A 20,370-nucleotide genomic window follows, 5' to 3' on the forward strand; every position below is an offset into this window, starting at 1 on the left:
GGACTCATCAGTCCGATTTGACGTAGAGCCAAAATAAAATAGTCTGTGAACCTGAAATTGTCGAAATAACTCGCCGGATTGGATCTAGAGTAATTTATTTTTATCCATAAGTGCTTGATGCTTATTAAAAAGTTATTAATAGAATAGATGTATGATAAAGGTCAGCACTCAGAACTTTAGGTGACCAATATAAAAAAGTGTAATATTAAATTATGCAACTTAAAATTCAATATTAACGAGGTAGCGAATGTGATTAACATGATTGCTTAAACTTTTAAGAGGAGATTAAAAGTGGAATTTAATATTAAAGTCACTATAGAAAAACGAGAACCATCTAAAAAAGAAATAATCATAGCCTTCTTTGAATTAATTGTAATTATAGCTGGTATTTATTATAAATTTCATTAAAAACAGGATTTCCTTTTAGGAAGTCCTGTTTTTCAGATGTTAAATTAACCCTAATAACTTATCCACATTTTCTTCGGTCGTAGCCCAACTTGTCGCAAATCTAACTACACGATGATTATCATCATATTTCTCCCAAATCGCGAACTTTACTTTTTGTTTCAATTCTTTAATCTTTTCTTCACTAAGTACAAAAAATTGTTGATTAGTAGGTGAATCAAAGTAAAGTTGATAGCCTTTTTCAAGAAATCCTTTTTTCATTTTATTAGCCATATTAATGGCATGACGGCTAATATCTAAATATAAATTATTAGTGAATAATTCCAGAAATTGTACACCTACTAAACGACCTTTAGCAAGTAAGGCACCATGTTGTTTGATTCGAGTGGTAAAGTGTTTTGGCTCATTATTTTTAGTGAAAACGATGGCTTCACCACATAGCGCACCTATTTTAGTACCACCTATATAAAAGATGTCGCAATATTTAGCAATATCTTCAAATGTTAAATCACTTTGATCGCTCATTAAACCATAGCCCAAACGCGCACCATCCATAAATAAGGGTACATTATGTTCTTTACACACGTCAGCAAGATTCTTCAATTCTTTTTTACTATATAAAGTACCGTATTCTGTAGGGTGTGAAATATAAACCATTCCTGGAAAGACCATATGTTCACGCTTAAAATCATTGTAAAACGTATCTAGATATGCATTAACTTCTTTTGGTCTAATTTTACCTTCGTGAGATGGGACAGTTAAAACTTTATGACCACTAAATTCAATAGCACCGCCCTCATGTACAGCTACGTGACCAGTGTCAGCTGAAATCACACCTTCATATGGCTCTAGTATCGAATTAATAACAACTTGATTTGTTTGCGTACCACCAACTAAGAATCGTACAGTCGCTTCTGGACACTTGATGGCTGATTTAATTTCTTCAGCTGCTTGCTTTGAAAATTGATCATCACCATAGCCAGAGGCTTGGATTAAATTGGTATCAAATAATCGTTGTAATACGTTTTCATGTGCACCTTCAAGGTAGTCATTTTCAAAAGAAATCATATAATACCCCACAATCTAAATAATTTAATTATTCTGAAAATTTAATAGAATGATTTTATTATACAATAATTTATCTCTTATGTGAATTTAATATTTTGAATATATAATTGTAAGCGTTTTAATGAAATGTAAGTTCTAGTATGAATTAATTTGCGATTTAAATGTAAAAAGACTATGATTTAAACAAATAAGTTGAATTGGAGTGTTGTAGAATGAGTAAAATCAAATTTAAAAAGATTCAAGAAAAAACACTGGATGAGTTAGAAAAAGAAATTAATATGTATCTTGAAAGTGATGAAGGAAGTCAATTTGAAGTTCTAAATATTTCAATAGACAAAATAGAAGAACGTAAATTTCCAAATAATGAAGAAGTGCTAAATGCCATTTTAATCTTAAATGCTAAGTAAATAATTTAAATTATAAAATTAAATAGGAGTATTATTTTATGAAATTCATGTTCGGCCCAGATTTGGGAACTGTTTTTACGATTTTATTAGCACTAGGCTTTGTGATAAATCTAGTACTAGCTTTTATTATCATCTTTTTAGAAAGAAATAGAAGAAGTGCGTCTTCTACATGGGCGTGGCTCTTTGTATTGTTTGTTTTACCATTAATCGGGTTTATTCTTTATTTATTTTTTGGCAGAACTGTTTCAAAAAGAAAAATGGAGAAAAATAATGGTAAGGAATTAGATACATTTAAAAGTGTTTTAAAGGATCAAGTTAAACAATTTGATGCACATAATTATCAAACTGATAATCAACAAGTAACAAAACACAGAGATTTAATTAGAATGTTATTAAACAAACAAGATGCATTTTTAACCGAAAATAATCACATTGACTTATTTACAGATGGTCATAAGCTATATGAGAAAGTCATTGAAGACATTTATAACGCTAAGAACTACATACATTTAGAGTATTATACATTTGAACTTGATGGCTTAGGTCATCGTATTCTAGATGCATTAGAAACGAAACTCAAAGAAGGGCTAGAAGTTAAAATATTATATGATGATGTAGGCTCTAAAAAAGTAAGAATGTCTAAATTTCATCACTTTGAATCATTAGGTGGTGAAGTTGAAGCGTTTTTTGCATCTAAGTTTCCACTTATCAATTTTAGAATGAATAACCGTAATCATAGAAAAATTATAGTGATTGATGGTCAAGTAGGTTACATTGGAGGGTTTAATATTGGCGATGATTATTTAGGACTTGGTAAACTAGGATATTGGAGAGATACGCATATACGTGTTGAAGGTGACGTTATAGACGCATTACAAATACGTTTTATATTAGATTGGAATTCACAAGCGCACCGCCCACAATTTGAATATGATGATAAATACTTCCCTAAAAAAAGACAGAATAAAGGGAAATCAGCGATTCAAATTGCTTCAAGTGGTCCAGCATTTGATTTACATCAGATTGAATATGGATATACTAAAATGATTATGAGTGCAAAAAAATCAATATATATGCAAAGCCCTTACTTTATTCCAGATCAATCGTATATCAATGCACTTAAAATGGCAGCGAATGCTGGCGTTGATTTACACTTGATGATTCCATGTAAACCAGATCATCCGTTTGTATATTGGGCGACATTTTCAAATGCTGCTGAATTATTAAGTAGTGGTGCGAAAATTTATACGTATCAAAATGGCTTTATTCATTCAAAAGTCATGATGATTGATGACGAAATTTGTAGTGTCGGTTCAGCTAATATGGATTATCGTAATTTCGCTTTAAACTTTGAGGTAAATGCTTTTATTTATGATAAAGAAATCGCTAAAAAGATCAGAGCAGCATACGAAGAAGATATTAAAAAATCAAAACTATTAACTTTAGAGGAATACAAGAAACGTTCGCTTTCAATTAAAGTTAAAGAAGATATTGCAAAATTAGTATCACCAATTTTATAGCATTAAGAATCTATTTATAATAGTTAAAAATTATGAGATTAAGCAATTTAAAGTTGCTTAATCTCTTTTTTGCTACCTCGTCGTAGTTAATATGACAAATGTCATATTAAAATCGTGACAATTTGAACTAATTTTAATTTCGATAAAAAGATAAAGTAGATATATAAATTAAAAGGACATGAGGTCGTTATGATATATATAAATCAATTAAAGAAATCGTTTGGTAAAAAGACAGTTTTGAATAATATCTCATTAGATATCGAGGAAGGAAAGTGTACTGCATTAATCGGAAAAAATGGTGCAGGAAAGTCCACTTTAATAGATATACTTATTGGTCATAAGCATGCGAATAGTGGAACAGTCGAAGATAAACTTAATTTAATATCCTCAAATAATATGGGCATATTATTTCAAACTACGAATTTACCTAAGCTCATTAAAGTAAAAGAACTATATCATTTATATCAACAATTATATACCAATCCTATGACATCTAATGAGTTTCAAAAATTAACTCAATTTTCTAATCTTCAATTGGAACAATATGCTAATAAATTATCAGGAGGTCAAAAGAGATTATTAGACTTTGTTCTAACTTTAATAGGCAAACCTCAATTTTTAATATTAGATGAACCAACAACGTCAATGGATATTGAAACAAGAGAACACTTTTGGAATCTAATTGAGCAACTTAAAGAAGATGGTATAACTATACTTTACACCTCTCATTATATTGAAGAAGTCGAAAGAATGGCTGATAAAGTTGTCTATTTAGAACAAGGAAGTATCAAAATTAATGATACACCACATAATATCTTGTTTAGCCAAAATAATTCAATTATTGAAATAATGACCTTTACGGAAGAACAATATCAAATACTTTCAGAAACATATGATATAGAAATTACGAATAGTAATCTAAAAATTCAAACAGAAAATGTTGAAGAAATTATTACAAATCTAATTAAAATAAATGTAGATTTAAATCAAGTCACAATTTATAAAAAATCTTTATTGGAACTCATGTTTTCAAAAGAAGAAAGAGTGGTGCAATAGACTATGACGAATATCATAACGTTACTTGATATTGAATACAAATTATTATTTCGACGCAAATTATCATCATTTATGGCTTTTATTTTTCCTTTGGCATTCTATTTATTGTTTACATCATTAATTGATATGCCAGCAGATGCGAAAAAAGTATTTTACAAAGAGTATATGTATAGTATGACGGTATTCAGTTTAATGGGATTTTGTCTGATGCAATTTCCATTAGAAATAATCGAGGAAAGAAACAGTGGTTGGTATAAAAGATTAATTTCTACACCAATCACAGTATTAAATTATTATTTAGCTAAAATTATTAAAACAATGACTTTATTTTTAGCTTCAATATTGCTTTTATTCAGCGTAGCACACTTCTATAGAGGGGTAGATCTAAGTGCAAGTGAATGGATTTTATCTGGTGTTTCTTTATGGTTAGGTGCTAGCATGTTTTTGACATTAGGTTTAATCATTACACAATTTAATGAGACACAGAAAGCAAGTAGCGTAGCTAATCTGTTTAATATTGTATTAGCCATTATTGGTGGATTGTGGTTCCCTGTTAGTACATTTCCTGATTGGATGCAAACAATTGCTAAACTAACACCAACGTATCATTTACGTCATTTAGCGCTTGAACTAGGTAAAGGTAATGGTTTTAATATCCAATCGTTCGTTATATTAGGTATTTATAGCATTATTTTCTTAATTATTGCATTATTAATTAATAAGAGAAAAGAGGTGGAATAAATGAAGCGTAGTTTAGGCGCTAAAATGGGAGAGATTTCATCTTTAATTTACTTAATATTTCCTTACTATGGTTTGTATTTAACATGGCAAGATGATAGCTTTTTATTTAATTTACTTATTGTAATCATTTTTACATTTGCTTATGCTAGTTTAATTCTTTTTCATGAAACATTAAGTCATCGTATTAATTTAATCTTATTTGGTATTCATTTTTTAGCGATTATTTATTTTGTATATGCATACAATCCAGCATTGAGTTTATTTTTCTTCTTTAGTGCATTTGCTATACCATTTTTATTTAAAAAGGGAGTAAAATCAAAAGAGTTTATGTTATTAATAAGTTCAATGATTACATGTATCATCATAACGATTATACAAACGAATCACTTTTATGTCGTGAGTATTATTATTTATTATATTGTTATTTTGGCAATATTATTTGGTAATTTTAAACTAATGAAAGAGAGACAATATCGTCAACAAATTGAAGAAAAAAATAAATATATTAATATTTTGATTGCGGAACAAGAACGTAATCGAATAGGTCAAGACTTACATGACACGTTAGGACATGTATTTGCAAGTTTGAGTGTCAAATCAGAATTAGCTGCAAAACTAATCGATAAAGATCCGCAAGCAGCTAAGAAAGAAATATTAAATATAAACGAAATTTCGAAAGATACATTAGATAAAGTAAGACATATTATTGAAAATTTGAAAGTTCAAACTTTTGAAGAAGAAATTCAATCTATAGAACAAATCTTAAAGGATGCAAATATTCACTTTAACTTTGAAAATATAAGAGGTGCGAGTTCCCTCAACCCAACTAAACAGACGATATTATCAATGATACTTAGAGAAGCGGTTAACAATGTAATTAAGCACGCGGAAGCCTCTGAAATTAATGGGAAAATAGAAAGTTACGATAATGGGATTAAATTAATCATTAGTGACAACGGTATAGGTCTGAAACAACCTAGCGAAGTAAAATTAAAGAGTATTAACGATAGGGTAGCGTTATTGAGTGGCACAGTTAATATCACTTCTAAACAGGGTACGACTATCGATATTATGATTCCGAGAGAAGGTATACAATGATTTCAATAGTAATTGCAGAAGATCAAAATATGTTGCGTAAAGCAATGATACAATTAATTGAATTTCACGACGATTTAAAAGTGATAGATGATTTTGATAATGGTATTGACGCATTACAATCTATTAATAGTCAACAGCCTGACATTGCTATTTTAGATATTGAGATACCAGGAATTACGGGCTTAGAAGTACTATCGCAATTAAGAGAAAATAAAATTAATACAAAAGTGATTATTGTCACGACTTTTAAAAGGCCTGGTTATTTTGAAAGAGCTGTTGCAAACGATGTTGATGCCTATGTGTTAAAAGAACGATCGGTTGATGATTTAGTTGCAACCATCCATAAAGTTTTAAATGGCGAAAAAGAATATAGTACGACTTTAATGACATCTTTGTTTAAAGAGGCTAATCCATTAACGCATAAAGAACAAGTCGTGTTACGTGAAATAGGAGAAGGATTAAGTAATAAAGAAATCGCTGATAAACTCTATCTTTCAAACGGTACGGTAAGAAATTACACGTCTAATATAATTGATAAACTTGAAGCGGAGAACCGCTTTGATGCTTGGAGAAAAGCGAATGATAAAGGATGGATATAGAATTTAATTATGCATATAGTCATGTATAAAGGTCAGAACATCAGTTTGCTCTTGGGAGCATGGATTCCAAGAACGTTAATACTTTAAGTTCTGACCTTTTGCTTACTTTTAACCTAATTATTTAAAGATTAAGAAGTATCTTTACAAACATATTAATTATCTCTTTTTTGAGTTTCTAGATTGTCAACATGAGTGGCTAATAACCGTAACACTTGAGCAACCTTATCTGGAGGTGTATCTTTCGCCAAAGTATGTTCGAATACATGGCCATTTTGTGTTTGTACTTTATAAATTAGACCGTGATTATCTATAATTACGTCTAGAATTTCCATAAAACCACCTCGCTAATTGTTTGATGGTAAGGCTTTTTGATAATTAAAATTGTGATAAATTAATCAATTTTTTTAAATTAATTTTATACATTTAAGGTATTTCTTATACATACCACAATATCTAGAAATTAATCTTAAATATAAAAAATGTGGAAGCGAGAAAGAATTCAATTTGAATTCTTTCTCGCTCCCAATTTACTTTGCTTGTAAAATTTCTATTAAGATTTTCTAATAGAGCTACTTGTTCTTTCTCTTGCGAATTATAGATTGAATGATATAAACAATAAATCCTACTAAGACTCCTAATAATAAAGCTACTACGACAGAGACAATAATAGGTAACTTATAGACAATTTGTAGTATTACACCGACAATTATGGCTATAATTACGGCTATAACTGTCACTAAATTTTCATTTTTCTCAGACATTGATGTCACTCCTAACGCATTTATTATAGCATGATAAGATTAATAATTTCACTTTTTTCGAGTACAGTGGATACTAACATCGTCTAACTAAAACAAGTTGTCATTGACGATTAATTTTAATTTATATATGATATTTATTATTGAAATAAAAAGCGTAGGTGACATCTTTGAACTCGAAAAAATCATTAAGTATCATCGTTTTAGCTGTTTTAGTGGTAGGCGTTTTAGCCTTTCAATTTATGAATCATACAGGACCTTTTAAAAATAATGGTTCTCAATCATCAAACAGTACTAACATTAAGGGTAAAGAAAAAGTACATGTAGACCGAGTAGTAGATGGTGATACCTTTGTTGCTACAAATAGTGAAGGAAAAGAAATTAAAGTTAGACTTATAGGTATAGATACACCAGAAACAGTTAAACCTAACACACCAGTTCAACCATATGGTAAAGAAGCATCTAATTATAGTAAACAACACTTAAATGGGAAAGATGTATATTTAGAATATGACAAGGAAAAAGAAGATAGATATGGTCGGACACTTGCATATGTGTGGCTAGATGAGAACACTATGTACAACGAAGAATTAGTAAAAAATGGATTAGCACGTGAAAAGTACTTCTCACCGAATGGCAAATATCGTCATCTTTTTGAAAAAGATGAACAACAAGCTAAAAAAGATAAAGTGAATTTATGGAGTTAAAAATAAGCGATTGACACGTGTATCTGTATCTAGATTCACTGTCAATCGCTTATTATGTGCATTAATTATTAAAGCTGTTTACGATTTTGGTAACTTGGTCTTCATAAAGTGGATGTTTAGATAAATCAATCGCATTTTTGATTACCGCTTCAAGTGATGATTTAGTTGAAACGGTGTCTACATATTGAGCTCTTTCCTCTGAACCCTCAATGATATTTACGCTACCATCGCTAAAGTAAACGACTCCGATGCTTTGTACTTTATGATTAAAATGATTTTCAATTCCGTCTTTTAAAACTTTTGAATTAATCGCTGCTTGTTCATATGGATCATGATCATAAAACTCATAAATCACACGATTATTTTGAATTTTTTCGACGAAAGTATAAATTTCACTGCGTGGTGAATCAAACTGACTGTGATATTGTTTACTTACATAATGACCGACAATCTGATTTACATCATTTGTGTCAATTTGCATATCGTCGTCTACTGGTGCATCAAAATGGTAAAACGTTTTTTGTTTCCAGTTTTTGACGTCAATATTGATTAAGCCAACATCTGAAACGACAATGTAATCGAATGTTCTAGCGTATTCAAAGAAAGGATGTTTTGTAGCTAAATTACTTGTCGTTATAATATCGTAATACTTTAACTTGCCTTCGTCTTTATACTTTTCAAGAATGCTAGTTAAAACGTGTTTCGCGTTGCGCTTTGCATGTGAACTTACATCATTATTAGAACTAAGCATTTGATTTTTAAGTTCTAAATTTTCATTGCTAAGCGTCGCATTCTTAGTTACCATCTGATTTCTTGCGTACACTTCTGTATCAACTCTATCTTGCATGTAACGTTGATTTAAGATGAACGCCAAAATAAGTATAACGATGATAACAATTAAGATAATTGTTAATGTCATAATTCATCACCTATGTTCGAATTTTAATTTTATATCACTCAATATATTTGAAAGTAATAACGTGAGCAATATGAAATAACATATAAATTATATCTATTATAATTGCGTAGTTCAACAAAATGTAAATTAAGTTAAATTACTAAAATAATAAATATTACCTAATATTAGCAATTTTATTATTTTGTTTAACATCAAATTTAGCAATACTTCACAATTAGTAAATTGAAATCAGAAATAAGGATATGTATAATTAATGTATGAAAGCGTTTCCTTTGGAGGTAGTAATATGGAACATCAACAACATGTAGAAGAGCTAGTTAAAATATTAAAAAATGAATGTCGTACTTCATTCAAATTTCATGGGGAAGTCGCAATGCAGCTATTTTTAAGTGATAATTTTATTCTACCTTCTAGAGTCGACATATGCGTAGAACGTAAACAACTAGTTGAAGTATTAAAAGTAATTCCGTCCACGTATCATTTAAATTATTATGATAAAAATAATAATTTAATGAATCGAGATCAATTAAGTGTACCCGAAATTGCACACATAGATATTACTTTTAACGAGAAATTATTAATAAATATCTTTATTTATGATGTCGTAAATGAAGAGTGGATATTTAGGTTAGATAGTAATATTAGAATTCCTAAGAATAGTATTTATTTTCATTCACTGACATGGGGAGTAGATTATATTAAACCAGAAATCGTGCTAATGTACGACTTATTGGATAATCAAAATTACCATCAATTACCTAATTATAAAAAGGTTTTAGACTCATTAAGTTATTATCAATTTGTTATATTAAAAGTTGTCGTAGGGGAGCAACGAATCAATGAGGCATTAGCTCATAACAAATTATAAAGAAGCATCTAATATTTAAGTGGAATGTACAAAACATGACTACTTAAATATCAGATGCTTTTTAACTATGCTTGCTTATTTAGATTATTCAAACAAATGCCATGATAACAATATTCATATGTAGATAAAACAGCCTTGTCTGCATCTTCAATTGAAATACCGAACATCATTGATATTTCAGACGAGCCTTGGTTAATCATTTTTAAATTGATTTTAGACTCTGCTAACGCATGTGTAATAGTGTTAGCAGTACCGATTGCTTTATTCATTCCTTCACCAACAATCATTAAAATCGCTAAGTCGTGTTCAATACTTAATTCATCAACATCGCAACGTTTACGTATAGCGTTAAGTACATCTTTTTCTTTATCTTTTAATTGATGTGTTCGAAGGATGATACTAATACTATCAATACCTGAAGGCATATGGTCGAAAGAAATATTGTAATCTTCTAATATTTCAAGAATTTTACGTGTGAAGCCGACCTGTCTATTCATTAGATATTTTTTAATATTAATAACACTAAATCCTTTATCACAGCTTATACCTATAATGACATTTTTATCACTTACATCTCTATCATGGCGTATAAATGTACCTTTATCTTGAGGGCGATTTGTATTTTTAATAACCACTGGAATTCTGTGTTTATAGAGTGGCTGCAATGCTTCATCATGGAAGACGCTAAACCCAGCATATGAAAGTTCTCGCATTTCACGATACGTAATTTCTTCAATAAGATCCGGATTGTTAATTATATTAGGGTTTGCCTTATAAATACCTGATACATCAGTGAAGTTTTCATATAAAGACGCTCTAATTCCTCTAGCGATAATTGCACCTGTAATGTCAGAACCACCTCTTGGGAACGTAACGACATAATCATTTTTAGAAACGCCAAAGAATCCTGGGATAATAATTTTACCTTCAATATCTTTTAATTTACTAATCTTCTCATAAGCTTCTTCCAAGATTTGAGCTTGTTGCGGTAAATCTGTAACTAGAATACCTGCATCTTTTGGAGAAAGGTATGTCGTTTTAAAACCTTGTGAATCATTATAAGTTGCAATTAATTGCGCATTAAAATTTTCACCACAAGAAAGAATTGCATCGTATAATCTTAAAGGCTTATCTTTTAAAGTTGAAATAATCTCTTCTAAAGTGTCATCAATTACTTTTAATAATGAATCATCTATATCAAGTTCATGTAAAATATCTGCATAACGTTGAATAATTTCTTTCTTTTTATCTTGATAATTAAGATTATTCATTACTTTTTCATATAATCGAACTAGAAGATCGGTCGTTTTAACATCATCTTTGTGTCTTTTGCCTGGTGCAGAAACAATAATAATTTTACGATCTGAATCGCTATTAACGATATCTAGGACTTTTTTGATTTGTGTTGCATTTGAAACTGAACTACCGCCGAATTTTGCCACTTTCATATACCTAATCAACCTTTCTAAAAAATCAGAAAATTCTATTTAATTTTCTGATACCACATGATAATATAAAGCTAAGTATTTACATTTTATGCTAAAAAGTCCTATCAATTTAATATGGTTTAATAGTATACTAAAATAAAGTATATTTCAATAAAACAATTGTATTTCTCAGTTATACAAATGGGGGAAGATAAAATATGAAAGAATTAAATATTGCTTTGCTTGGTTTAGGAACAGTGGGATCAGGTGTAGTTAAAATAATTGAAGAAAATCGACAACAAATTATAGATACATTAAACAAAGATATTGTTATAAAGCATATTTTAGTGCGTGATAAATCTAAGAAAAGACCTATAAATATTAGTCGATATCATTTAACTGAAGATGTTAATGAAATTTTAAATGATGATTCTATCGATATCGTCATTGAAGTAATGGGTGGCATTGAACCTACTGTCGATTGGTTAAGAGATGCTTTGAAAAGCGGTAAACATGTAATTACTGCAAACAAAGATTTATTAGCCGTACATTTGAAGCTACTAGAAGATTTAGCTGAGGAAAAGGGACTTGCGTTGAAATTCGAAGCGAGTGTTGCCGGTGGTATCCCTATAGTAAATGCTATTAATAATGGATTAAATGCTAATAACATTTCTAAATTTATGGGAATACTAAATGGTACATCTAACTTCATCTTATCTAAAATGACACGTGAACAAACAACGTTTGAAGATGCTCTTGATGAAGCGCAAAGGCTAGGTTTTGCTGAGGCAGATCCGACTGATGACGTAGAAGGTATTGATGCAGCACGTAAAGTTGTTATCACTTCTTATTTATCATTTAACCAAGTCATTAAATTAAATGATGTTAAAGTTCGTGGTATAAGTCAGACAACTTTATCTGATATCAATGTCGCGGACAAATTAGGTTATAAAATTAAATTGATTGGTAAGGGAACTTATCAAAATAGTAAAGTAAACGCATCAGTCGAACCAACATTAATACATAAATCCCATCAACTAGCTACAGTTGAAGATGAATATAATGCAATCTATGTCGTAGGCGATGCAGTGGGCGATACAATGTTCTATGGGAAAGGTGCAGGTAGCTTAGCTACTGGAAGTGCTGTTGTAAGTGATTTACTAAATGTGGCATTATTCTTTGAATCAAATACGCATACATTACCACCTCATTTTGAATTGAAAACCGATGCAACTCGCGAAATTATGGATACGGAAGATGTCATAGCTATTCAAGAGAAGTTAAACTATTATGTTGTTCTTAATAGTGACTTATCAAAAGAAAAATTTGAATCATTATTGAAAGAAACGTTACCTTTCCATAAATCACTACAGGTTGAACAACGTGATGAACAAACGTATGGTGTAGTTATTATAGGTTTAGATCAGTCACCAGAGGACGTTTTAAGTAAAGCTGATTTTAATATCGAGAAAATTTATCCAGTTGAAGGGGTTTAATGTTTATGAAAAGATGGCAAGGTTTAGTTGAAGAGTTTAAAGAATATTTACCAGTTAACAGCGACACACCAAAGTTAACATTAAATGAAGGACATACTCCATTAATTCATTGTGAGAACTTGTCTAAGATGTTGGATATTGATTTATATGTAAAATATGAAGGTGCAAATCCTACAGGTTCTTTTAAAGATAGAGGAATGGTCATGGCTGTTACTAAAGCAAAAGAACAAGGAAAAAAAGTAGTTATCTGTGCATCTACTGGTAATACATCAGCTTCAGCAGCTGCATATGCTGCACGAGCTGGATTAAAATCAATAGTAGTTATTCCAGAGGGTAAGATTGCACTCGGTAAATTATCGCAAGCTGTTATGTATGGTGCTGAAATTGTTTCTATTGAAGGAAACTTTGATGAGGCTTTAGAGATTGTTAAGGAAATTGCTAAAAATGATGAAGAAATTGAGTTAGTTAATTCAGTGAATCCATATCGTATTGAAGGACAAAAAACGGGTGCATTTGAAATTGTTGAACAATTGGAACAAGCTCCAGACGTACTCGCAATTCCAGTTGGAAACGCAGGCAATATTACTGCTTATTGGCAAGGTTTTAAAGAATACCATGAGAAAAAGGGTAGTCAATTACCTCGATTATTTGGCTTCCAAGCAGAAGGTGCGTCACCAATTGTTCAAAATAAAGTGATTAAAAATCCTGAAACAATTGCTACAGCTATTCGAATTGGTAATCCAGCTAGTTGGACTAAAGCTACGAATGCGTTAGACGAATCTAATGGATTGATTGATAGCGTTACTGATGAAGAAATTTTAGAAGCTTATCAATTAATGACTTCTAAAGAAGGGGTATTTAGCGAACCAGCTAGTAACGCCACAATTGCAGGTCTGATTAAATTACATCGAGTAGGACAATTACCTAAAGGCAAAAAAATAGTAGCTATTTTAACTGGTAATGGATTAAAAGATCCTGATACTGCTATTTCAATATTAGATAACCCTATTCAACCGCTTCCTAACGATAAATCAAGTATTATTGATTACATTAAAGGAGCTTTGTAAAAATGACTGAACGGTTGCACTTAAAGATACCAGCGTCTACTGCTAATTTAGGCGTTGGTTTCGACTCGATAGGTATGGCTTTAGATAAATATTTACATCTTTATGTGAAACGAATTGAAGGGGAAAAATGGGAATTTACATATTTAAACTCCGAATTAGATTCACTTCCTAAGAACAAAGACAATTATGTTTTTAAAGTGGCCCAGCAGGTTGCATCTAAATATAATGTAGAATTACCTAGTTTAAGTGTTGAAATGCGAAGTGATATACCATTAGCTAGAGGTTTAGGTTCATCGGCGTCTGCATTGGTAGGCGCTTTATACATTGCAAATTATTTTGGCAATATTCAGCTTTCTAAATATGAATTACTTCAATTAGCTACAGAAATAGAAGGTCATCCAGATAATGTTGCACCTACAATTTATGGTGGCTTATTAGCAGGCTTCTATAATCCAGATACAAAAGAAACGAATGTAGCACATATTGATGTGCCTGATGTTGATATAATTCTAACTATACCTCCATATGAATTAAAGACTGAAGATTCTCGTAACGTTTTACCTGATCAATTTTCTCATAAGTGCGCGGTTGAAAGTAGTGCAATAAGTAATACGATGCTGTGTGCATTAATTCAACATAATTATGAACTTGCTGGGAAAATGATGTCACAGGATGGCTTCCACGAGCCATATCGCCAACATTTAATATCTGAATTTAAAGAGGTTAAAACTATAGCTCAACAATATGGTGCATATGCGACAGTAATTAGCGGTGCAGGGCCTACCATATTAACAATGAGTCCTAAGGAGAAGAGTGGTCAATTAGTTAGAGCGTTAAGACAAGCCGTTACAACATGTCATTCAGAATTAGCAACAATCAATGAAATTGGCGTTGTTGAAGAAATTGTGTATCCTTCATAAAATTTATTGTAAAATATAAACGAGTAAATTTCGAAAGGAGTACACTTCAGATATGAGTAATTATAAAATGATCGTTATGGACATGGACGATACTTTAATTAATAGTGAGAATAAAGTAAGTAAAGAAACTAAAAATTACTTGATAGATATTCAAAATCAAGGCTATAAAGTAGTGTTAGCTTCAGGAAGACCAACTGAAGGTATGCTACCAATTGCAAAAGAATTACAATTAGATATCCATGATAGTTATATCATCAGTTACAACGGCGGTAAAACGATCAAAGTAGCAACAGAAGAAGTAGAAGTGAGTCAAAGTGTATCTAAGAAGAATTTTGACCTTATTGTGGATTTTTGTCGTGAACATAACTTTTTAATCTTGACATATCAAGATGGATATATTATCCATGATGGTGATCATGAATATCGAGATATTGAATCAAAACTTACTGGGCTACCTATGAAACGTGTAGATGATATTAAAGCTTATATTAACGATAGCGTTCCAAAAGCAATGGGAGTTGATTATGCAACAAATATTGCTAAAGTACGTGATGATATGCATGGAAGTTTTAATTCAGAAATCGTTGTAACAACAAGTAAACCATTCTTTTTAGAATTTATGGCAAAGGATGTTTCAAAAGGTAATGCGATTAAAGCATTATGTGAAAAATTAAATGTATCATTATCTGAAGTGATTTGTTTTGGTGATAGTTTAAATGATCAATCAATGTTTGAAGTAGTGGGTTGTGCTATCGCGATGGGAAATGCAAATGAGGAACTGAAGGCTATTGCAGACAAAATAACGTTAGATAACGATTCTAATGGTATTCCCGCAGCTTTAAAAACACTTTTGTAATACAAAATAAGGCATGAGAATACGAATGTTGTTTATTTCATCATAATTACCATGATGAATGATTCATTCGACCTCATGCCTTTTTATTATTTAGCAGTATGTGTCCATTCGTGCTTCCCTTTTGAACGTTTTACATAAGCGTAAACTTGATCAGCAGCATAATCTAAATTTGTATACACTGTAATTGTAAATGCAGACTGGTTTTCACTGAAAGGTTCAGTACTAAATACATCTTTTAAATGTGTAAATAAATTTTCCATTTGGTCATGTTCAAGACTAGGGTACTCTCTTAATGTACGTTTTAGTAATTGACCATTTTTTTCTTCTAGAGATTGTACAACTATAACGAAACGTTCTTCACTCTTAATGACATCATCAAATAAGTTTGTTTGACCAACCATCTTGCTTTCACCTCTAAGTCATTATCTTTACTACTATTATACTAGATAACTGTTTTTTCGAAAATATCAATATGTTGAAACCAAAAATGCGAGTCACTAAAAAGGATTTACTATACTTTCAGTGCTCGCATTTAATTATTTAATTATTTTTATGATAATGATGTGGTGTGATATCCATATCATTTAATTTAACGAACTTCGTTTTTCTTATTAATTTATGAGCTAAGAAAATGAGCCCTAAAATAATGATAGGTAAAATGTTAACGAAAAATTTACCTATATTACCATCGAATAAATCTCCAATTGAATTACCAAAGTATAAGAAAATTAAAGTTGCAAATACTAAAATTGGTCCAAGAGGGTACAATGGTGATTTATAAGGTAAAAGTTGATTGATATCTTGACCTTGACGTTTAATGGCTTTACGCAATCTTACTTGTGCCCATGAACTAGCTGCCCAAACAATGATTACCAATGAACCAATAATATTTAACAAACTAAAAACAGCATTTGAATAAAAATTAGCAATTATAATAATCGCTACAATCAGAATATATGTTGTAACTAATGCTCTTAAAGGTAATTTAGATTTATCGTTTAGCTTACTTAAGAATTTAGGTGCCTGTTTTTCATCACTTAAAGAGAACAACATTCTACTAGTAGTATAAACACCTGAGTTTGTCGCAGATAATAATGATGTCAATATAACAGCGTTAATAACAGAAGCGGCAAAAGCAACACCAATTCTATCAAATACAATTGTGAAAGGACTTTGTGTAACAGATTCATTCTCATTTAACAATAATGGGTCAGTATAAGGAATGATAGCTGCAATAACACCAATTGATAATACATAGAATAATAAAATTCTCCAAAAAACTTGTTTAACAGCTTTAGGCATTGTTTTTTCTGGATTATCAGATTCTCCAGCAGTCACTGCTACAACTTCAGTACCGCCAACTGAGAATCCTGCAACGAGTAAAACACCTAAGAAACCAGATAAACCACCCACGAATGGTGCCTCACCTTTAGTATAATTTTCAAAGCCATAAGAATGGCCACCTAATATACCGAAGATCATCAAGAAACCAACAATAATAAATATAATAATAGTTACAACCTTAATTAGTGATAACCAAAATTCAGTTTCTCCAAAAGCTTTAACCGTGAAGATGTTTAATAAAAATACAATAGTGATAAAGATTAAACTCCAAGTAAGTGGACTAAAGAATTTAAATACATCCCAATAATACAATACGTTTGAAGCAACCATAACATCTACACTGGAAACTAGTGTCCACATAATGTAATATAACCATCCCATTGTAAAACCTAGAGAAGGGTCTACAAATCGCGTTGCGTATGAACTGAATGATCCTGAAACTGGATAAAATGTTGCCAACTCTCCAATTGAAGACATTAAAAAGTAAAGCATTATGCCAATTAATAAATAGGCTAATATAGCGCCCCCAGGACCAGCTTGAGCAACAACACTACCTGTTGCTACAAAGAGCCCTGTACCAATTGCGCCACCTATAGCAATCATAGATATGTGTCTTGAGTTAAGACCTCTTTTCATATTGTTATCTTCCATATGATGTCTCCTAATTCTAAAATTTAAATATACAAACCATTTTAATCTTTTTGGGGACAGTATTCAATAACTTTTAAACAATTTAGCTTGAAAATTTTAAATTTTCTGACACTTTGCAGGTTTTTTTAAAAAAATACTTTAATTATAGGGGTTATGGCTTTAATTATAGTAGATTCTAAATTATAATAATTATAAATAAGTGGAAGGAGAATTATCTATGGCGAAAGATGATAAAAGATTAACTGGTTTGTTTGGGCACCCTGTTTCAGATAGAGAAAATAGTATGACAGCTGGTCCGAGAGGTCCATTATTAATGCAAGATGTATACTTTTTAGAACAAATGTCTCATTTTGATCGTGAAGTAATTCCTGAACGTCGTATGCACGCTAAAGGTTCAGGTGCATTTGGTACATTTACAGTAACAAATGATATTACGAAATATACAAATGCTAAAATTTTTTCAGAAGTAGGTAAACAAACAGAAATGTTTGCACGATTTTCAACAGTTGCCGGTGAACGTGGGGCAGCTGACTTAGAGAGAGATATCCGTGGATTTGCACTTAAATTCTATACAGAAGAAGGTAACTGGGACTTAGTAGGTAACAACACACCCGTGTTCTTCTTTAGAGATCCTAAGTTGTTTGTTAGTTTAAACCGTGCTGTTAAAAGAGACCCACGTACTAATATGAGAAGTCCTCAAAATAACTGGGATTTCTGGACTGGCGTACCAGAGGCACTTCACCAAGTTACAATTTTAATGTCAGATAGAGGTATGCCAAAAGATTTCCGTCATATGCATGGCTTCGGTTCACATACGTATTCTATGTACAATGACGAGGGTGAACGTGTTTGGGTTAAATATCATTTTAGAACTCAACAGGGCATCGAAAACTACACAGATGATGAAGCGGCTGAAATTGTAGGTCAAGATAGAGAATCATCACAACGTGACCTATACGATGCAATTGAAAATGGCAATTATCCAAAATGGAAAATGTATATCCAAGTTATGACTGAGGAGCAAGCTAAAAATCATCCAGATAATCCGTTTGATTTAACTAAAGTTTGGTATAAAGGTGATTACCCATTAATTGAAGTGGGTGAATTTGAGCTAAATAGAAACCCAGAGAATTATTTCATGGATGTTGAACAAGCTGCTTTCGCTCCAACAAACATTATTCCTGGTCTAGACTTCTCACCAGATAAAATGTTACAAGGACGTCTATTCTCATATGGTGATGCGCAACGTTATAGATTAGGTGTCAATCATTGGCAAATCCCTGTTAACCAACCTAAAGGTGTTGGCATTGAAAATATGTGTCCATTCAGTCGTGATGGTCAAATGAGATTCCTTGATGGAAATCAAGGTGGTGGACCTCATTATTATCCAAATAATAAAGGTGTTTACCAATCACAACCTGAATATAAAAAACCAGCATTCCCAGTAGATGGAGACGGTTATGAGTACAATCAAAGACAAGATGATGATAATTACTTTGAACAACCTGGTAAATTATTCCGTTTACAATCTGATGATGCCAAAGAAAGAATCTTTACTAACACAGCAAATGCGATGGATGGTGTGAGTGAAGACGTTAAACATAGACACATTCGTCATTGTTATAAAGCTGATCCAGAATATGGTAAAGGTGTTGCCAAAGCATTAGAAATCGATATTAATGATGTTGATTTAGAAGGTACTAACGACGAAACTTACGAGAATTTTAAATAGCACTAAAAAATTAGATTGCGTAGAGCATTTTAATATGGTAAAATTTTAAATCGTAAGTATTCCTAGTTAAATGAGAAAGGATGTTAATTATGCGCGTTAATGTAACATTAGCTTGCACAGAATGTGGCGATCGTAATTATATTACTACTAAAAATAAACGTAATAATCCTGAGCGTATTGAAATGAAAAAATATTGCCCAAGATTAAATAAATACACGCTACACCGTGAAACTAAATAATCTCTTATCTTTTAAATACGACATTAAAGATAAAGTAAGAACTTGCCGAAGTATAATAATCTTATACTTCGGTTTTTTAATTATTTAAATGAAATTAAGTCATCAGTCTTGTAAATTTAAAATCATGTGTTATTATATAAAACGTAATTATTACGATTTAAAAATAACAGGAGTGATATATATGGCAAAAAAATCTAAAATTGCTAAAGAAATGAAAAGAGAAAAATTAGTTAATCAATATTATGAATTACGCAAAGAATTAAAAGCTAAAGGAGATTATGAAGCATTACGTAAGTTGCCACGTGATTCTTCACCAACGCGTTTAACTCGAAGATGTAAAGTAACAGGACGTCCAAGAGGTGTATTAAGAAAATTTGAAATGTCTAGAATTGCTTTTAGAGAACATGCACACAAAGGACAAATCCCGGGCGTTAAAAAATCAAGTTGGTAAAATACAAATCTAGTACTTTAGTCCATTTACAAGACAATTAA

Annotated in this window: 22 protein-coding genes; 15 read left to right on the top strand and 7 right to left on the bottom strand. The window is 31.1% G+C overall.

Annotation, left to right across the window (positions count from 1 at the left end; translation table 11 throughout):
* Positions 1-447: 447 nt before the first annotated feature.
* On the bottom strand, positions 448-1,473 hold the full coding sequence (locus HMPREF2737_RS01870; RefSeq protein ID WP_037551302.1) for a threonine aldolase family protein: 1,026 nt from the start codon (positions 1,471-1,473) through the stop codon (positions 448-450).
* A 212-nt stretch (positions 1,474-1,685) separates the two neighbouring features.
* Here HMPREF2737_RS01870 and HMPREF2737_RS01875 point away from each other — a divergent pair, with 212 nt between their 5' ends.
* From HMPREF2737_RS01875 to HMPREF2737_RS01900, 6 genes are all read left to right on the top strand, one after another.
* Positions 1,686-1,880, top strand: coding sequence for a hypothetical protein (locus HMPREF2737_RS01875; protein ID WP_011275881.1), 195 nt, complete (start codon positions 1,686-1,688; stop codon positions 1,878-1,880).
* A 38-nt stretch (positions 1,881-1,918) separates the two neighbouring features.
* On the top strand, positions 1,919-3,400 hold the full coding sequence (gene cls, locus HMPREF2737_RS01880) for a cardiolipin synthase (protein ID WP_037551305.1): 1,482 nt from the start codon (positions 1,919-1,921) through the stop codon (positions 3,398-3,400).
* A gap of 189 nt (positions 3,401-3,589) precedes the next feature.
* Positions 3,590-4,456: an ABC transporter ATP-binding protein gene (locus HMPREF2737_RS01885; RefSeq protein WP_037551307.1), complete on the top strand. Its 867-nt coding sequence runs from the start codon at positions 3,590-3,592 to the stop codon at positions 4,454-4,456.
* A 3-nt stretch (positions 4,457-4,459) separates the two neighbouring features.
* Positions 4,460-5,197 (top strand): ABC transporter permease, encoded by a 738-nt coding sequence (locus HMPREF2737_RS01890; RefSeq protein WP_037551309.1) that lies wholly within the window; start codon positions 4,460-4,462, stop codon positions 5,195-5,197.
* Positions 5,198-6,295 (top strand): sensor histidine kinase, encoded by a 1,098-nt coding sequence (locus HMPREF2737_RS01895; RefSeq protein ID WP_037551311.1) that lies wholly within the window; start codon positions 5,198-5,200, stop codon positions 6,293-6,295.
* Entirely contained in the window at positions 6,292-6,894 is a 603-nt protein-coding gene (locus HMPREF2737_RS01900; RefSeq protein WP_037551313.1) for a response regulator transcription factor, read from the top strand. The genes HMPREF2737_RS01895 and HMPREF2737_RS01900 overlap by 4 nt, the downstream gene beginning before the upstream one ends.
* Before the next feature lie 152 nt (positions 6,895-7,046).
* Here HMPREF2737_RS01900 and HMPREF2737_RS01905 read toward each other — a convergent pair whose 3' ends face one another.
* Both HMPREF2737_RS01905 and HMPREF2737_RS01910 read right to left on the bottom strand, forming a co-directional pair.
* On the bottom strand, positions 7,047-7,226 hold the full coding sequence (locus HMPREF2737_RS01905) for a hypothetical protein (RefSeq protein ID WP_011275875.1): 180 nt from the start codon (positions 7,224-7,226) through the stop codon (positions 7,047-7,049).
* A gap of 237 nt (positions 7,227-7,463) precedes the next feature.
* On the bottom strand, positions 7,464-7,655 hold the full coding sequence (locus tag HMPREF2737_RS01910; RefSeq protein ID WP_037551316.1) for a hypothetical protein: 192 nt from the start codon (positions 7,653-7,655) through the stop codon (positions 7,464-7,466).
* A gap of 167 nt (positions 7,656-7,822) precedes the next feature.
* On the opposite strand from HMPREF2737_RS01910, the gene HMPREF2737_RS01915 reads away from it, so the two are divergent.
* Complete coding sequence (locus HMPREF2737_RS01915; RefSeq protein WP_037551319.1) at positions 7,823-8,359, top strand: thermonuclease NucI; 537 nt, start codon at positions 7,823-7,825, stop codon at positions 8,357-8,359.
* 61 nt (positions 8,360-8,420) lie between these two features.
* Here HMPREF2737_RS01915 and HMPREF2737_RS01920 read toward each other — a convergent pair whose 3' ends face one another.
* A complete protein-coding gene (locus HMPREF2737_RS01920) occupies positions 8,421-9,278 on the bottom strand; it encodes a hypothetical protein (RefSeq protein ID WP_037551322.1) in 858 nt (285 codons plus the stop codon).
* Between the two features lie 286 nt (positions 9,279-9,564).
* Between HMPREF2737_RS01920 and HMPREF2737_RS01925 the strand changes: the two genes are divergently transcribed.
* Entirely contained in the window at positions 9,565-10,146 is a 582-nt protein-coding gene (locus tag HMPREF2737_RS01925; protein WP_037551323.1) for a hypothetical protein, read from the top strand.
* Between the two features lie 65 nt (positions 10,147-10,211).
* On the opposite strand, the gene HMPREF2737_RS01930 is transcribed toward HMPREF2737_RS01925, so the two are convergent.
* Entirely contained in the window at positions 10,212-11,594 is a 1,383-nt protein-coding gene (locus HMPREF2737_RS01930; protein ID WP_037551326.1) for an aspartate kinase, read from the bottom strand.
* Between the two features lie 197 nt (positions 11,595-11,791).
* Here HMPREF2737_RS01930 and HMPREF2737_RS01935 point away from each other — a divergent pair, with 197 nt between their 5' ends.
* The 4 genes from HMPREF2737_RS01935 to HMPREF2737_RS01950 are packed head-to-tail and all read left to right on the top strand — an operon-like array spanning position 11,792 to position 15,912.
* A complete protein-coding gene (locus HMPREF2737_RS01935) occupies positions 11,792-13,069 on the top strand; it encodes a homoserine dehydrogenase (RefSeq protein WP_037551328.1) in 1,278 nt (425 codons plus the stop codon).
* A 5-nt stretch (positions 13,070-13,074) separates the two neighbouring features.
* The gene (gene thrC, locus HMPREF2737_RS01940) at positions 13,075-14,136 is read left to right on the top strand and encodes a threonine synthase (protein WP_037551330.1); all 1,062 of its coding nucleotides are present in this window, start codon (positions 13,075-13,077) and stop codon (positions 14,134-14,136) included.
* A gap of 2 nt (positions 14,137-14,138) precedes the next feature.
* Entirely contained in the window at positions 14,139-15,056 is a 918-nt protein-coding gene (thrB, locus tag HMPREF2737_RS01945) for a homoserine kinase (protein WP_037551332.1), read from the top strand.
* Positions 15,057-15,108: 52 nt separating this feature from the next.
* The gene (locus HMPREF2737_RS01950; RefSeq protein ID WP_037551334.1) at positions 15,109-15,912 is read left to right on the top strand and encodes a Cof-type HAD-IIB family hydrolase; all 804 of its coding nucleotides are present in this window, start codon (positions 15,109-15,111) and stop codon (positions 15,910-15,912) included.
* Positions 15,913-15,998: 86 nt separating this feature from the next.
* On the opposite strand, the gene HMPREF2737_RS01955 is transcribed toward HMPREF2737_RS01950, so the two are convergent.
* Both HMPREF2737_RS01955 and HMPREF2737_RS01960 read right to left on the bottom strand, forming a co-directional pair.
* Positions 15,999-16,313, bottom strand: a complete 315-nt coding sequence (locus HMPREF2737_RS01955; protein WP_011275865.1) for a hypothetical protein — start codon at positions 16,311-16,313, stop codon at positions 15,999-16,001.
* A 139-nt stretch (positions 16,314-16,452) separates the two neighbouring features.
* Entirely contained in the window at positions 16,453-17,907 is a 1,455-nt protein-coding gene (locus tag HMPREF2737_RS01960) for an amino acid permease (protein ID WP_037551336.1), read from the bottom strand.
* Positions 17,908-18,124: 217 nt separating this feature from the next.
* On the opposite strand from HMPREF2737_RS01960, the gene HMPREF2737_RS01965 reads away from it, so the two are divergent.
* The 3 genes from HMPREF2737_RS01965 (at position 18,125) to rpsN (ending at position 20,329) form a co-directional block, all read left to right on the top strand.
* Positions 18,125-19,639, top strand: coding sequence for a catalase (locus HMPREF2737_RS01965; RefSeq protein WP_037551337.1), 1,515 nt, complete (start codon positions 18,125-18,127; stop codon positions 19,637-19,639).
* A gap of 89 nt (positions 19,640-19,728) precedes the next feature.
* Positions 19,729-19,878, top strand: coding sequence for a 50S ribosomal protein L33 (gene rpmG, locus HMPREF2737_RS01970; protein ID WP_001265708.1), 150 nt, complete (start codon positions 19,729-19,731; stop codon positions 19,876-19,878).
* Positions 19,879-20,059: 181 nt separating this feature from the next.
* Positions 20,060-20,329, top strand: coding sequence for a 30S ribosomal protein S14 (rpsN, locus tag HMPREF2737_RS01975; protein ID WP_011275862.1), 270 nt, complete (start codon positions 20,060-20,062; stop codon positions 20,327-20,329).
* Positions 20,330-20,370: the final 41 nt, after the last annotated feature.

Origin of the sequence: Staphylococcus sp. HMSC069D12 (assembly GCF_001810405.1) — a bacterium.
GTDB classification, from domain to species: Bacteria; Bacillota; Bacilli; order Staphylococcales; family Staphylococcaceae; genus Staphylococcus; species Staphylococcus haemolyticus.

Coding starts and splice junctions, on each gene's coding strand:
- HMPREF2737_RS01910 (WP_037551316.1), bottom strand. CDS start 7,655: ATGTCTGAGAAAAATGAAAATTTAGTGACAGTTATAGCCGTAATTATA.
- HMPREF2737_RS01930 (WP_037551326.1), bottom strand. CDS start 11,594: ATGAAAGTGGCAAAATTCGGCGGTAGTTCAGTTTCAAATGCAACACAA.
- cls (WP_037551305.1), top strand. CDS start 1,919: ATGAAATTCATGTTCGGCCCAGATTTGGGAACTGTTTTTACGATTTTA.
- HMPREF2737_RS01885 (WP_037551307.1), top strand. CDS start 3,590: ATGATATATATAAATCAATTAAAGAAATCGTTTGGTAAAAAGACAGTT.
- rpsN (WP_011275862.1), top strand. CDS start 20,060: ATGGCAAAAAAATCTAAAATTGCTAAAGAAATGAAAAGAGAAAAATTA.
- HMPREF2737_RS01875 (WP_011275881.1), top strand. CDS start 1,686: ATGAGTAAAATCAAATTTAAAAAGATTCAAGAAAAAACACTGGATGAG.
- HMPREF2737_RS01920 (WP_037551322.1), bottom strand. CDS start 9,278: ATGACATTAACAATTATCTTAATTGTTATCATCGTTATACTTATTTTG.
- thrB (WP_037551332.1), top strand. CDS start 14,139: ATGACTGAACGGTTGCACTTAAAGATACCAGCGTCTACTGCTAATTTA.
- HMPREF2737_RS01895 (WP_037551311.1), top strand. CDS start 5,198: ATGAAGCGTAGTTTAGGCGCTAAAATGGGAGAGATTTCATCTTTAATT.
- HMPREF2737_RS01925 (WP_037551323.1), top strand. CDS start 9,565: ATGGAACATCAACAACATGTAGAAGAGCTAGTTAAAATATTAAAAAAT.
- HMPREF2737_RS01870 (WP_037551302.1), bottom strand. CDS start 1,473: ATGATTTCTTTTGAAAATGACTACCTTGAAGGTGCACATGAAAACGTA.
- rpmG (WP_001265708.1), top strand. CDS start 19,729: ATGCGCGTTAATGTAACATTAGCTTGCACAGAATGTGGCGATCGTAAT.
- thrC (WP_037551330.1), top strand. CDS start 13,075: ATGAAAAGATGGCAAGGTTTAGTTGAAGAGTTTAAAGAATATTTACCA.
- HMPREF2737_RS01900 (WP_037551313.1), top strand. CDS start 6,292: ATGATTTCAATAGTAATTGCAGAAGATCAAAATATGTTGCGTAAAGCA.
- HMPREF2737_RS01890 (WP_037551309.1), top strand. CDS start 4,460: ATGACGAATATCATAACGTTACTTGATATTGAATACAAATTATTATTT.
- HMPREF2737_RS01965 (WP_037551337.1), top strand. CDS start 18,125: ATGGCGAAAGATGATAAAAGATTAACTGGTTTGTTTGGGCACCCTGTT.
- HMPREF2737_RS01960 (WP_037551336.1), bottom strand. CDS start 17,907: ATGGAAGATAACAATATGAAAAGAGGTCTTAACTCAAGACACATATCT.
- HMPREF2737_RS01905 (WP_011275875.1), bottom strand. CDS start 7,226: ATGGAAATTCTAGACGTAATTATAGATAATCACGGTCTAATTTATAAA.
- HMPREF2737_RS01935 (WP_037551328.1), top strand. CDS start 11,792: ATGAAAGAATTAAATATTGCTTTGCTTGGTTTAGGAACAGTGGGATCA.
- HMPREF2737_RS01955 (WP_011275865.1), bottom strand. CDS start 16,313: ATGGTTGGTCAAACAAACTTATTTGATGATGTCATTAAGAGTGAAGAA.
- HMPREF2737_RS01950 (WP_037551334.1), top strand. CDS start 15,109: ATGAGTAATTATAAAATGATCGTTATGGACATGGACGATACTTTAATT.